The sequence below is a fragment of the Catellatospora bangladeshensis genome (assembly GCF_016862575.1).
Taxonomy (GTDB): domain Bacteria; phylum Actinomycetota; class Actinomycetes; order Mycobacteriales; family Micromonosporaceae; genus Catellatospora; species Catellatospora bangladeshensis.
In genome coordinates, this window is the sequence record NZ_BONF01000004.1 from 80,901 (window position 1) to 93,811 (window position 12,911).

The 12,911-nt window shown below is 74.2% G+C and carries 11 protein-coding genes; 8 read left to right on the plus strand and 3 right to left on the minus strand.

The genetic code is table 11. From position 1 onward, the window contains the following. Positions 1 to 8 precede the first annotated feature (8 nt). The 3 genes from Cba03nite_RS02145 to Cba03nite_RS02155 form a co-directional block, all read right to left on the minus strand. Entirely contained in the window at positions 9 to 1,229 is a 1,221-nt protein-coding gene (locus Cba03nite_RS02145; protein WP_203741084.1) for a ketosynthase chain-length factor, read from the minus strand. After that, entirely contained in the window at positions 1,226 to 2,494 is a 1,269-nt protein-coding gene (locus Cba03nite_RS02150; RefSeq protein WP_203741086.1) for a beta-ketoacyl-[acyl-carrier-protein] synthase family protein, read from the minus strand. Before Cba03nite_RS02150 ends, Cba03nite_RS02145 begins: the two co-directional genes overlap by 4 nt. Positions 2,495 to 2,682: 188 nt before the next feature. Continuing rightward, positions 2,683 to 3,519 (minus strand): AfsR/SARP family transcriptional regulator, encoded by an 837-nt coding sequence (locus Cba03nite_RS02155; protein WP_239125396.1) that lies wholly within the window; start codon positions 3,517 to 3,519, stop codon positions 2,683 to 2,685. Positions 3,520 to 3,794: 275 nt separating this feature from the next. Here Cba03nite_RS02155 and Cba03nite_RS02160 point away from each other — a divergent pair, with 275 nt between their 5' ends. From Cba03nite_RS02160 to Cba03nite_RS02195, 8 genes are all read left to right on the plus strand, one after another. Next, the gene (locus Cba03nite_RS02160) at positions 3,795 to 4,724 is read left to right on the plus strand and encodes an SRPBCC family protein (protein WP_203741088.1); all 930 of its coding nucleotides are present in this window, start codon (positions 3,795 to 3,797) and stop codon (positions 4,722 to 4,724) included. Next, positions 4,717 to 6,636, plus strand: coding sequence for an AMP-binding protein (locus Cba03nite_RS02165; protein WP_203741095.1), 1,920 nt, complete (start codon positions 4,717 to 4,719; stop codon positions 6,634 to 6,636). Before Cba03nite_RS02160 ends, Cba03nite_RS02165 begins: the two co-directional genes overlap by 8 nt. Positions 6,637 to 6,672: 36 nt before the next feature. Next, the gene (locus tag Cba03nite_RS02170; protein ID WP_203741097.1) at positions 6,673 to 6,933 is read left to right on the plus strand and encodes an acyl carrier protein; all 261 of its coding nucleotides are present in this window, start codon (positions 6,673 to 6,675) and stop codon (positions 6,931 to 6,933) included. Further along, a complete protein-coding gene (gene accA / locus Cba03nite_RS02175; RefSeq protein WP_346110803.1) occupies positions 6,930 to 8,666 on the plus strand; it encodes an acetyl-CoA carboxylase carboxyl transferase subunit alpha in 1,737 nt (578 codons plus the stop codon). Before Cba03nite_RS02170 ends, accA begins: the two co-directional genes overlap by 4 nt. After that, positions 8,663 to 9,298, plus strand: a complete 636-nt coding sequence (locus Cba03nite_RS02180; RefSeq protein WP_239125397.1) for an acetyl-CoA carboxylase biotin carboxyl carrier protein — start codon at positions 8,663 to 8,665, stop codon at positions 9,296 to 9,298. Before accA ends, Cba03nite_RS02180 begins: the two co-directional genes overlap by 4 nt. A gap of 10 nt (positions 9,299 to 9,308) precedes the next feature. Further along, positions 9,309 to 10,697 (plus strand): acetyl-CoA carboxylase biotin carboxylase subunit, encoded by a 1,389-nt coding sequence (locus Cba03nite_RS02185; protein WP_203741099.1) that lies wholly within the window; start codon positions 9,309 to 9,311, stop codon positions 10,695 to 10,697. Next, positions 10,690 to 11,958, plus strand: coding sequence for an FAD-dependent oxidoreductase (locus Cba03nite_RS02190; RefSeq protein WP_203741101.1), 1,269 nt, complete (start codon positions 10,690 to 10,692; stop codon positions 11,956 to 11,958). The genes Cba03nite_RS02185 and Cba03nite_RS02190 overlap by 8 nt, the downstream gene beginning before the upstream one ends. Positions 11,959 to 12,050: 92 nt before the next feature. Continuing rightward, positions 12,051 to 12,881: a cyclase family protein gene (locus tag Cba03nite_RS02195; protein WP_203741103.1), complete on the plus strand. Its 831-nt coding sequence runs from the start codon at positions 12,051 to 12,053 to the stop codon at positions 12,879 to 12,881. The last annotated feature ends 30 nt before the right edge of the window (positions 12,882 to 12,911 follow it).

The window sequence follows — 12,911 nt, forward strand, 5'->3', positions numbered from 1 at the left end:
GCTCGGTGCTAGGGGGCGGTGAGGAGGACGGCGGCGTTGAAGCCGCCGATGCCGCGGGCGACGACCAGGGCGCGGTGGAGCGGGGCGGGGCGGGGCGCGTCCAGGACCAGGTCCAGGTCCGCGCAGGCGGGGGCGACCGTGGTCACGTTGATCGTCGGCGGGATGACCTGGTCGCGCAGGGACAGCAGGGCGGTGGCCAGGTCGAGCCCGCCCGCCCCGGCCGCCAGCCGCCCGGTCGCCGTCTTCGGCGCGGTGACCGGCACGCGGCGCGCCCCGAACACCTCCGTCAGCGCCCGCGCCTCGGCCGCGTCCAGCTCCGGCACCCCGGCCGCGTCGGCGAACACCACGTCCACCTCGGACGGCGCGCATCCGGCGTCGGCCAGCGCCAGCTCGATCGCGCGCCGCAGACCCGGCGGCCGCCCGCTGCCCGGCGCCGGGTCGAAGGTCGCGGCGTAGCCGCTGATCTCGCCGTACACCGTGGCCGCCCCGCGCCGGGCGGCGGCCTCGGGCTGCTCGACGATGAGGATCGCGCCGCCCTCGCCGGGGATCCAGCCGTTCGCGTCGGCGTCGAACGGCAGGTACGCCCGCGCCGGATCCTCCCGCTCGCTGATCTGCCCCGTCGCGAGCTGCCCGATCCAGCCCCACGGGCACAGCGAGCCGTCGACGCCGCCGGTGACCGCGAGCGGCGTGCCCGCGCGCAGGTGGCGGCGCGCCTGCCCGACCGCGTCGAGCCCGCCCGCATGGTCGGTGACGACGACGCCGCTGGGCCCGCGCATGCCGTGCCGGATCGAGATCTGCCCCGTGTTGACGGCGTAGAACCAGGCGAACGACTGGTACGCGCTGACGTGGTCGCCGCCCTTGGCCCAGAGCTTCTCCAGCTCCTTCTGGCCGAACTCGAAGCCCCCGGCGGAGCTGGCGGTGACCACGCTCATGTCGTACTCGCCGAGCGCGGCCGGGTCGACGCCCGCGTCGGTCAGGGCCGCCGCGGCGGCGGTGAGCGAGAACCGGGTGACGTGGTCGGTCTGCGCGAGCAGCCGGTCGGGCAGGTACGCGGCCGGGTCGAAGTCACGGATCTCACCGGCCAGCCGGGAGGCGTACGACGCCGGGTCGAAGCGCTCGATGCGGCCGATGCCGCAGCGCCCGTCGAGCAGGTTCTTCCAGTACGTCGCGGTGTCCAGGCCGGTCGCGGCGATGACGCCGAGGCCGGTGACGACGGGTGCGCCGCTCATCGGGCGCCTCCTTCCGGGCGGGCCAGCAGCATCGCGCTCTGGAAGCCGCCGAAGCCGCTGCCGACCGACAGCACCGCGTCGAGGTGCCGGTCGCGCGCTTCCAGCGGCACGTAGTCCAGATCGCACTCGGGGTCGGGCTCGTGCAGGTTGGCGGTGGGCGGCACCACGCCGTTCACGATGGCCAGCGCGCAGGCGGCCACCTCGATCGCGCCGATGGCGCCGAGCGAGTGCCCGACCATCGACTTGATCGAGCTCATCGGGGTGGCGTACGCGTGGTCCTTGAGCGCTAGCTTCACCGCGGCGGTCTCGTGCCGGTCGTTCTGCTTGGTGCCCGAGCCGTGCGCGTTGACGTAGCCGATGCGCTCCGGGTTGAGCTGCGCGAAGTCGAGCGCGCTGCGGATCGCCTCGGCCATCTCGCGGCCGTCGGGGCGCAGCCCGGTCATGTGGAACGCGTTGCAGCGCGAGGCGAACCCGACGATCTCGGCGTACACCGGGGCGCCCCGGCGGCGGGCCCGCTCGAAGTCCTCCAGCACGAACATGGCCGAGCCCTCGCCCAGCACGAACCCGTTGCGGCTGTTGTCGAACGGCCGCGAGGCGTGCGCCGGGTCGTCGTTGCGCGGCGTCGTCGCCTTGATGGCGTCGAAGCAGGCCACGGTGATGGGGGAGATGGGCGCGTCGGTCGCCCCGCCGACCACCACGTCGGCGCTGCCCTCGCGGATCAGCTCGGCGGCGTACGCGACCGCGTCCAGCCCCGACGTGCAGCCGGTGGACACGACCGCGGCCGGCCCCTCGGCGCCCACGGACCAGGCCACCTCGGCCGCGAACGAGCCCGGCACGTAGTAGTCGTACAGGTGGGGTGAGGTGTGCGTGTTGTCGACCAGCCAGCGCGCGCCCTTCTGCGACGCGATGACGTACTCGCGCTCCAGGCTCATGGTCGCGCCGACCGCGCTGCCCACGACGGTGCCCAGCCGGTAGGGGTCCAGCTCGGCGAGTTCGAGGCCGGCGTCGGCGACGGCCTCGGCGGCGGCGACCACCGCGAACTGCGCCGCCCGGTCCATCCGGGCGGTCTGGACGGGGGTGAGTCCGCACGCGGCGGGGTCGAAGTCGCACTCGGCGGCGACCTGGGACCGGAACGGCGAGGGGTCGAAGAAGCTGATGGTGCGGGTCGCGGTGCGACCGGAGGTGAGCAGCTCCCAGAACGCCTTGGCGCCGACGCCCCCCGGCGCCACCACGCCCATCCCGGTAATCACGACACGTCGATGCATGGACGCCTCCTACGGGCTCGACGGACCTCCCCTGAGCGTCCCCCGCCCCCACTTGAGCCCCACTTGAGAAATCCCGGACGAGCGAGCCGTCGGCAGCGGCCGCACACGCGCTTTGCTCTGCACACAAATACGCGACCGTTGCGTATTTGTGTGCAGAGCAAAGCGGCCGGGTCGAGGGGTGGGGACGCTCAGGCGGCGGAGACGAGTTCCGCGGCGGGCTCGTAGGTCCAGGCGGTCTCCAGGGCGGAGGCGGTGTCGAGGACGGGGTCGCCGGTGAGGATGGCGTGCTGGACGCGCTGGATGCGGCGGGCGGGTTCGAGGCCCAGTTCGCTGATGAGGACGTCGCGCAGGCGGCGGTAGGCGTCCAGGGCGTCGGTGCGGCGGCCGGCCCGGTAGAGGGCGATCATGTACTGGGCCTGCAGGTCCTCGTGCAGGGGGTGGCGGGCGGCGAGGCAGCCCAGCTCGCCCAGGATCTCGCGGTGGCGGCCCAGGCCCAGGTCGGCGTCGATGCGCTGCTTCCAGGTGGCCAGACGGGCTTCTTCGAGCCGGGCCGCCTCGACCCGCAGCACGGGACCGAGGCGCACGTCGACCAGCGCGGAGCCCTGCCACACGTCGAGGGCGGCGGTGAGCAGGCGCGAGGCGTGCGCGTGGTCGCCGCAGAGCAGGGCCAGCCGGCCCTGGTCGGCGAGGCGCTCGTACTCGTGCAGGTCGAGCCGGGCGCCGTCGAGCCGCAGCTGGTAGCCGTCGGCGTGGGTGACCAGCAGCTCGCGGGCGACCTGGGCGGGGTCCAGGCCGCAGACCCGGGCGAGGCTGCGCCGGATCTGCAGGATGTACGTCTGCAACGTGGTCAGCGCGCTGATCGGGGGCTCGTCGTCCCACAGCTCGGTGACCAGCGAGTCGACCGGCACCACCCGGTTGGCGTGGACCAGCAGCAGGGCCAGCACCTTACGCGGCTTGGGCGCGGTGAGGTCGCCGCGCAGGCCGCCGCAGCGCACGTCCAGCGGGCCGAGTACCCGACATTCCATGTCCTACCCCCGAGTGGCCGTCGCGCCCGCCGTGTGCGAATGCCGCCTCCACCACTATTAGTGCTGGCGAGGGCACATCTGACCCATTCGCCGGAATTGGCGATGATCTCCCGTAACTCGTGCGCTGATCCACCTCTACCGCCTTGACCTGGGCATTCAAGTCGTCTTCGACCGGTTCTCAAGTGGCCGGCTGCGACGGTTCTTGGCAGACGGCTCGCCGCGGAGGACCGCGTGCGGCCGAAATCCCAGCATCCCGGCTCGCTTGAGGAGCGCCGATGTCCAAGAACAAGGTGTACACCGAGACGCAGCGCGCGGAGGTGGCCGCGCCCGCCGCGGTGGCCTTCGAGATCGTCAACGACCTGCGGCACTGGCCGCAGTTCTTCCCCGACGGCGTGCACGCCGAGCCGGACCCCGACGGCGGCCAGGTGCGCTGGTGGGCGCTGGAGGGCGAGGGGGTCCGGCAGTGGACCACCCGGCGCACCGTGGACAAGCAGCACCTGCGGGTGGTCACCGAGCAGACCGACTGCGCCGCGCCGCTGCAGTCGATCCGGACCGAGTGGACGTTCACGCCGCAGGGCGAGAAGTCGTGCGAGGCGGAGCTGACGATCACGGTCACCGCGGCGCCGGGCGCCGAGGGCGCGGACGCCGCCGCCGCGCAGCTCGACGGGGCCGCCGCGCTCGTCGCGAAGGTGGGCGGGCTGGCCGAGCGGTGGGGCGAGCTGGAGCAGCTGGTCATCGAGTTCGAGGACCCGCTGTTCATCGCCGGGCAGCCGCAGCAGGTGTACGAGTTCCTCTACGCGGCCGACAAGTGGCCCGAGCGGGTGCCGCACGTGACCGCGCTGAACATGACCGAGGACCAGCCGGGCGTGCAGTTCTTCGACATGGACACGGTCACCCCGGAGGGCCGCGCGCACACCACCCGCTCGGTGCGCATCTGCCTGCCGCACAAAATCATCTACAAGCAGATCGGCCTGCCGAAGCTGCTGGACGCGCACACCGGCCACTGGCACTTCCAGCACACGCCCGAGGGCGTCACGGTGACCGCGCGGCACACCGCCACCATCAAGCCGTCCGCGCTGGACCTGCTCGGCGACGGCACCACGGTCGCCGACGCGCGCCGCTACCTGCGCCGGGTGCTCAGCACCAACTCGCTGCAGACGCTGCGCCACGCGCAGGCGTACGCCGAGGAGCCGGCTCGTGCCTAGGGCCGCCACCGGCTCGCTGGCGGCGCAGGAGCGGGAGCTGGAAGGGGTGCTCGCCCGCGCGGGCGGCACCCTGGACGGGCTGCTGCGCCGGGCCGCGGCGGTCGCGCCGCACCGCAGCGCGATCCAGACCGGCTCCCGTGCCCTCACCTTCGGTGAGCTGGACGCGGCCGCCGACGCGTTCGCCGCGAAGCTGTCCGCGCTGCTGCCCCCGGGCGGCGGCGCGGGCGGCCTGCCGGGCGCCGTGGTCGGTGTCGCGGCGGCGCTGCACCCGTCGTTCGCGATCGCCTACTACGGCACGGTGCGCGCGGGCCACGTGTGCGCCGTGATCAACCCGCTGCAGGGCGCGGAGGAGCTGGCGTACGCGCTGGAGCTGGCCCGGGTGCGGGTGCTGATCGGGGTGGCCGACATGGCCGACCGGCTGGAGCGCATCCGGCTGGACCTGCCGGACCTGGCCCACGTGTACTACCTGGACCGGCCCGGCGAGCACTGCGTGCCGGCGGGCGGCCGGGCCGGGCAGGCCGCGCGCTTCCCGGCCGTGCCGCACGACCCGGACGACGTGGCGGTGCTGCAGTTCACCAGCGGCACCACCGGGCGCCCCAAGGCCGTGCTGCTCACCCACCGCAACCTCGTCTACAACGCGGCGCAGGTGGCGCAGGTGCACGGGCTCGGGCCGGAGTCGGTCACGCTCAACCACCTGCCGACATACCACCCGATGCACCTGAACTCCGCGGTCCATGCCGCGGCGACCCAGGTGCTGTGCCCGGACGCGGACCCGGCGCAGGCCGTCGCGACGGCCGCCCGGTCCGGTGCGACGCACTTCTACAGCCTGCCGGTGCGGCTGGCCCGGATGGCCGCGGACCCGCGCCTGCCCACCTGGCGCATGCCGGGGGTACGGGCGGTGCTGTCCGGCGGCTCGGCCCTGGCCCCGGCCGCGGCGGCCCGGCTCTGCGCCGGGCTCGGCGTGCCGGTCATCCAGGGGTACGGCCTGGCCGAGACCGCGCCGCTGACCCACTGTGACCGGATCGACCGGCCGTCGGCGGGTTCGGTGGGCGGGCCGGTCGCCGCCACCGAGTGCCGGGTCGTCGACCTGGACTCCCGGCAGCCGCTGCCCGCGGGCACCCCCGGCGAGGTGCAGGTGCGCGGCCCGCAGCTGATGGCGGGCTACCTGACGCCGGACGGGATCGGGCGCCCGTTCGACGCCGAGGGCTGGTTCGACACCGGGGACGTGGGCCGCCTCGACGACGAGGGCACCCTGTTCCTGGTCGACCGGCTCAAGGACGTCTTCAAGTGCGACAACTGGCTGGTGTCGCCGGTCGAGCTGGAGCGCGTCATCATGCGCCACCCGGCGGTCACCGACTGCATGGTCGTCGACATGCCGCACGAGTACCGCGGCGCGGTCGCCTACGCCCTGGTCGTCACCGACGACGAGGACGTCGCCGCCGAGCAGATCACCGCGTTCGTCAACGCCGGCCTGCCCGAGTACCAGCACCTGCACGGCATCGAGCTGGTCCGGGAGATCCCGCGCTCGCCCAACGGCAAAGCCCGCCGCCGGGACGTGCGCACCCACGTACACGAGCGGCACCGCGCCGCGTCCGAGAGGAGCGACCACATGGTCACGTTCATCAACAAGATCACCGTCAACGGCGACGTCGCCCGGTTCGAGCAGGTGCTCGACGAGATCTCCGCGTACATGCAGGCCCAGCCGGGCTTCATCGGCCGCCAGCTCTACCGCTCGCGCCGCCAGCCGGAGGTCTTCATCGAGACCGCGCAGTGGGCCGACGCGGCCGCGCACGCCAAGGCCGTGCAGACGCCGGGCTTCCGGGAGCAGGTCATGAAGCTGGCCGGGCTGGCCGTGCCGGAGCACGACCTGTACGACGCGGTGGGCGAGCACGCCCCCGTCGCCGTGCGCTGACCGACATGTCCGATCCGAAGTGGAAGGGAGCGCGTCATGACCGACTTCACCATCGAGGACGTGCGGCGCATCCTGCGGGATGTCGCCGGGGCGGACGAGAGAGTGGACCTGGACGGGGACATCGCCGCCACCAGCTTCGCCGACCTGGGGTATGACTCCCTGGCGCTGCTGGAGGCGACCGCACGGCTGCAGCGTGAGCTGAGCATCCGCCTGCCCGACGACGCGGTGCTGGCGGTGAGCACACCCGGACAGCTGATCGACCTGGTCAGCTCCACCCGGGCCGGGGCACTGTCGTGACCGGGGATCTGGCCGGACCGGGCGCGCTGCCCGGTCCGGCCGGGCCGGAGGCGCCGTGGGTGTCCTGCGCGGGGTGCCAGGCGGTGGTGTACGGCAAGCGGCTGGCCCGCAGCCACGGCATCTGCCCGCAGTGCGGGCACTGCCGGCCGCTGTCCGCGTACGACCGGCTGGCGCTGCTCGCCGACCCGGGCTCGGTGGAGCTGCTCGACCTCGGCACCGACGCCGCGGACCCGCTGCGCTTCGTCGACGACAAGCCCTACCCGCAGCGCATCGCCGACGCCCGGCACGCCACCGGGCTGCCCGAGGCGGTGGTCTGCTGCCGCCTGCGGATGACCGGCACCCCCGCGATCGCGGCGGTGATGGACTTCCGGTTCATGGGCGGCAGCCTGTCCGGCGCGGTCGGCGAGCTGATCACGGTCGCGGCGGAGACGGCGCTGGCCCAGCGGCTGCCGCTGCTGCTGGTCACCGCGTCGGGCGGGGTGCGCATGCAGGAGGGCGTCATCGGCCTGATGCAGATGGCCAAGACCGCCCAGGCGCTGCACCAGCTCGACGAGGCGGGGCTGCCCACGGTGTGCCTGGTCACCGACCCCACGTACGGCGGGGTGGCGGCCTCGTTCGCGATGCTCGGCGACGTCGTGGTCGCCGAACCCGGCGCACGGCTCGGCTTCGCCGGGCCCCGGGTGATCAAGCAGACCATCCGCCAGGAGCTGCCCGCCGGCTTCCAGACCGCCGAGTTCCTGCTGGAACGCGGCTTCCTCGACCTGATCTGCCCGCGCCCGGCGCTGCGCCACCGCATCGGCCGCCTGCTGGCGATCGGCGCCCGGCGCGACGCCCTGCCGCCCGCCCCGCCGCAGCCGCCCGCCGCGGTGATCCGCGACCCGGCGCTGCTGCCGGAGCGGCCCGCCTGGGAGGCGGTGCGCCGGGCCCGCAACGTGAACCGGCCCACCACCTCGGACTACCTGAGCATGATCCTCGACGACTTCGAGGAGCTGCGCGGCGACCGGGTCGGCGGCGACTGCCCGGCGATCATCGGCGGGGTCGGCCGGCTGGGCGGCACACCGCTGGTCGTGATCGGCCACGAGAAGGGCCACACCACGCGCGACCTGGCCGCGCACAACTACGGCATGCCCGGCCCGGCCGGCTACCGCAAGGCCGCGCGGCTGCTGCGGCTGGCCGCCAAGTGGGGGCTGCCGGTGCTGACGCTGGTGGACACGCCGGGGGCGTACCCGGGCGTGGACGCCGAGGAGCAGGGCCAGGCCACCGCGATCGCGGAGAACCTGCGCCTGATGGGCGGCCTGCCCGTCCCGGTGGTCACCGTGATCACCGGCGAGGGGTGCAGCGGCGGAGCGCTCGGCATCGCCGTCGCCGACCGCGTACTGATCATGGAGAACGGCGTCTACACCGTCATCAGCCCCGAGGGCTGCGCGGCGATCCTGTGGCGCGACGCCGCCGCGGCGCCCGCCGCCGCCCAGGCGCTGCGCGTGGACGCCCGTTCCCTGCTGGAGCTGGGCGTGGTCGAGGCGGTGATCCCGGAGCCGCCGGGCGGCGCCGAGGCCGACCACGCCGCCGCGGCCGCCGCGCTGCGCGCAGCCGTACACGCCGAGCTGGCCGATCTCGCGGGGCTCGACCAGAGCCGCCTGGTCGCGCAGCGGCGTGCCCGCTTCCGCCGCTTCGGCAGCTCCCACCGGCCCGAACAGGCCGTTCTGATCCCGACCGAAGGAGGTTTCCGGTGACCGGTCTGCTGGATCCGTCTCTGCGCGTGCCACCGATCCCGGTGGACACCGCCGACGCCTGCCCGCTGCACGCCCCGCTCGCCGAGCCGGCCCGCACCGTCGCCGACGACCTCGACGACGTACGCCGCAGCGCCCAGCGCCTGCTGTCCGGGGTGGACAAGCCGCCCCGCGCGCTGCGCATCCGGGCCGGTGAGGTGGTCGTCGAGCTGGAGTGGCCCGACGAGCACCCCGCGCCGCCCGCGGCCGACGCGGTCCAGGCGGCCGCGGCCGCGCTGGCAGCCGTCGCCCAGCCGCCCGCGGCGGCACTGCCCGCCGCGCCGGGCGGCGCGACGGTGACCACGGCCGCCGCGGCGGTGGTCACCACCGAGACCGCCGCACCGGCCGGGATCGACGTCTGCGCGACCACCGTGGGCACCTTCTACCGCGCGGCGGAGCCGGGCACGCCCCCGTTCGTGGCCGAGGGCGACCACGTCCGGCGCGGCCAGCAGGTCGCGATCATCGAGGTGATGAAGCTGATGATCCCCGTCGAGGCCGAGCACGACGGGCAGGTCGTCGCGGTGCACGTGGCCGACGGCACGTCCGTGGAGTACGGCGACCGCCTGCTCACCCTCGCCCCGGCGACCGGGCACTGAGGGGGCCGCCGTGTTCACCACCGTGCTGGTCGCCAACCGGGGCGAGATCGCGCTGCGCGTCGCCCGTACCTGCCGCGAGCTGGGGTTGCGCGTGGTGGCCGTCTACTCCACCGAGGACCGCGCCGCCCCGGTGGTGGGCATGGCGGACGAGGCCGTGTGCATCGGGCCCGGCCCGGCGCGCTCCAGCTACCTGAACATGTCCGCGATCCTGGAGGCGGCCCGGCGCACCGGCGCCGACGCGGTGCACCCCGGCTACGGCTTCCTGTCCGAGGTGCCCGACTTCGCCGAGGCGTGCGAGTCGCTCGGCATCACCTTCGTCGGCCCGCCCGCGCCGGTGATCGAGCGGCTGGGCGACAAGGCCGCCGCGCGCGCTGCGATGGCCGCCGCCGGGCTGCCCATGCTGCCCGGCAGCGACGGGCCGGTGGGCTGCCCGGACGTGGCGGCCCGGCTCGCCGGCGAGATCGGCTACCCCGTCATCGTCAAGGCGGTGGCGGGCGGTGGCGGCCGAGGTATGCAGGTCGTGCACGAACCCGGGGACCTGGTCGGGCGGTTCCGCGAGGTCCGGGCCGCGGCCCAGTCGCTGTTCGGCGACGACCGGCTCTACCTGGAGCGCTACCTGCCCGCCGCGCGCCACGTCGAGGTGCAGATCCTCTGCGACCAGTACGGCGACGGCGTGTACCTGGGCCTGCGCGACTGCTCCGCCCAGCGCCGCCGCCAGAAGATCATCGAGGAGACGCCCGCCCCGGGGCTGCCGGACGACCTGGTCCGGCGGATGGGCGAGGCGGCCCTGCGCGGCGCGCTCGCCGCCGGCTACGTCGGTGCGGGCACGTTCGAGTTCCTGGTCGACGGCGACGGCGGCTTCCACTTCATGGAGGTCAACTGCCGGATCCAGGTCGAGCACCCGGTGACCGAGCTGACCCACGGCGTCGACCTGGTCCGCGAGCAGCTGCTGGTCGCCGCGGGGGAGCGGCTCACGCTGCGCCAGGACGAGCTGGCGGCGCGCGGCGCGGCGATCGAGTGCCGGGTCAACGCCGAGGACCCGGCGCGCGGCTTCGTGCCGGCGCCGGGCCGGATCACCGAGCTGCGGCTGCCCGGCGGGCCGTTCGTCCGCGTGGACACCGACGCCTACCAGGGCGGGCGGGTGTCTCCGGCGTACGACCCGCTGCTGGCCAAGGTCGTGGTCTGGGCCCCGGACCGGCCGCAGGCGCTGGAGCGCATGCGGCGGGCGCTGGGCGAGTTCCACGCCGCCGGGCCGGGCCTGGCCACCAACCGCGACTTCCTGCTCGCGGTGCTCGACCACCCGCGGTTCATCGCGGGCACCCATGACACCTCGCTGGTCACCGGCATCACCGAGCACGACCGGGCGCGAGGTCCGATCGAGGAGGCATCCGTTGGCTGACAGGGACAGCGACGTCCTCACCGACGTCTGCGTCATCGGCGGGGGGCCGGCCGGGCTGGCGCTCGCGCTGCTGCTCGCCCGCTCCGGCGTGGACGTGACGGTGGTGGAGAAGTCGTCGAGCTTCGAGCGCGCGTTCCGCGGCGAGATCCTGCAACCGGGCGGGCTCGCGGTGCTGGAGGAGCTGGGCGTGCTCCAGGCCGCCCGCAACCGGGGCAGCCACGTGCACGACCGGTTCCAGCTGCTCAGCGGCGGCAAGGCGATCCTGGGCGTGGACTACAAGGCGATGCCGGGGCCGTACAACTACATGCTCAGTGTGCCGCAGCAGAACATCCTGGAGGAGCTGCTGGCCGCGTGCCGGCGGGAGCCCGCGTTCCGCTATCTGGCCGGCACCCGCGTCACCGACCTGGTGCGCGACGGCGGCGCGGTGCGCGGGGCGGTCGTGTCCGGCCCGCGCGGCACCCGCAACGTCCGGGCGCGCTGCGTGGTCGGTGCGGACGGGCGCTACTCCAAGACCCGCCAGCTGTCCGGCATCCCGTACGACCGGCGCGACGTGTTCACCTTCGACCTGCTCTGGTTCAAGCTGCCCGCGACCGGCGAGCCGCTGCGCGACGTGACCATCCGGGGCGGGGGCGGCCGCATGCTGCTCAGCTACAGCTCGTACCCGGAGGGCGTGCAGCTGGGCTGGGCGCTGCCGCACGGCGGCTACCGGGCGTTCGCGGCCCGGCCGTTCACCGAGTTCCGCGACCAGCTCTGCCAGGCCGCCCCGGAGTACGCCGGGCGCATCTACGAGCGCGTGCGCGGCCTGACCGACCTGAGCCTGCTGGACGTGTTCGCGGGCACCGCCCGGGAGTGGGCGCGCGACGGCCTGCTGCTCATCGGCGACGCCGCGCACACGCACAGCCCGCTGGGCGCGCAGGGCCTGAACCTGGCCCTGCAGGACGCGGTGCTGGCGCACCCGGTGCTGCTGAAGGCGCTGCGCCGCAGCGGTCCCGTGGACGCGGCGGCGCTGGCCGACTACACCGCGCCGCGCACCGCCGACATCCGCAAGGTGCTGAAGTTCCAGCACATCCAGGCCAAGGGCATGCTCGGCAGCCGGAGCAAGGCGGTCGAGGCGGGCCGCCACCTGATGGCCTCGATCGTGCACCGCACGCCCATCGGCCACAAGCTCACCAAGATGGTCGCCTTCGGCAACCCGGCCTGCCGGGTGCGCACGGACCTCTACGCCTCCGCGGGCGCCGCGCGCCCGGCCCCGCCCGCCTGACCGCGTCATCCGCACACCTGCGCCACCCGGCCGCACCTTCGTGCCCGGCCCATGCCGGTCACCGACGATTCCGATCCTGACGGGAGCACCACATGTCACAGCAGACAGCCACGGCCCGGCGCGCCCGCGCCACGGCCCACAAACCGGCCCCGGCCAGCCGCTTCATCGACCTGTCCACGCCCGTGGACGCCGCCGCCTGGGAGCCGGAGCCGGTGCTCCACGAGATCATGACCCCGGCCCAGGGTGCGGTGCACATGGCCGAGGAGATGAAGCACCACTTCGGCGTGGACTTCGACCCGGCCGTGCTGCCCGACGGCGAGCTGCTGTCGGTCGACACGCTCAAGCTCACCACGCACACCGGCACCCACATCGACGCGCCGTCGCACTACGGCAGCAAGGCGAGCTACGGCACGCCCCGGCACATCGACGAGATGCCGCTGGACTGGTTCCACCGCCCCGCGGTCTGCCTCGACCTGCGCTCGGCGACCGGCCCGACGGTCGACGCGGACTTCCTCGCCGCGGAGCTGGCCCGCATCGGTTACCAGCTCCAGCCGCTGGACATCGTCCTGCTGCACACCGGCGCCTCGGCCTGGGCGGGCACTCCCCGCTACTTCACCGAGTTCATCGGCCTCGACGCGAGCGCCACGAACTTCCTGCTGGACAAGGGCGTCCGGGTGATCGGCACGGACGCGTTCAGCCTGGACGCCCCGTTCGGCGCGATGCTCGCCAGGTTCAAGGAGACCGGCGACAAGGGCGTGCTCTGGCCGGCCCACTTCACCGGCCGCGACCGCGAGTTCTGCCAGATCGAGCGGCTGGCCAACCTGGACGCGCTGCCGCAGCCGTACGGCTTCACCGTGTCCTGCCTGCCCATCAAGATCAAGGGTGCCGGAGCGGGCTGGACCCGCGCCGTGGCCATCCTCTGACCGCACCGACCACCATCTCAAGGAGACCGA

What these genes read in the sequence shown, in the direction of transcription:
- Cba03nite_RS02155 (WP_239125396.1), bottom strand. Translation starts at nt 3,519, where the DNA reads ATGGAATGTCGGGTACTCGGCCCGCTGGACGTGCGCTGCGGCGGCCTG.
- Cba03nite_RS02160 (WP_203741088.1), top strand. Translation starts at nt 3,795, where the DNA reads ATGTCCAAGAACAAGGTGTACACCGAGACGCAGCGCGCGGAGGTGGCC.
- Cba03nite_RS02170 (WP_203741097.1), top strand. Translation starts at nt 6,673, where the DNA reads ATGACCGACTTCACCATCGAGGACGTGCGGCGCATCCTGCGGGATGTC.
- Cba03nite_RS02150 (WP_203741086.1), bottom strand. Translation starts at nt 2,494, where the DNA reads ATGCATCGACGTGTCGTGATTACCGGGATGGGCGTGGTGGCGCCGGGG.
- Cba03nite_RS02195 (WP_203741103.1), top strand. Translation starts at nt 12,051, where the DNA reads ATGTCACAGCAGACAGCCACGGCCCGGCGCGCCCGCGCCACGGCCCAC.
- Cba03nite_RS02145 (WP_203741084.1), bottom strand. Translation starts at nt 1,229, where the DNA reads ATGAGCGGCGCACCCGTCGTCACCGGCCTCGGCGTCATCGCCGCGACC.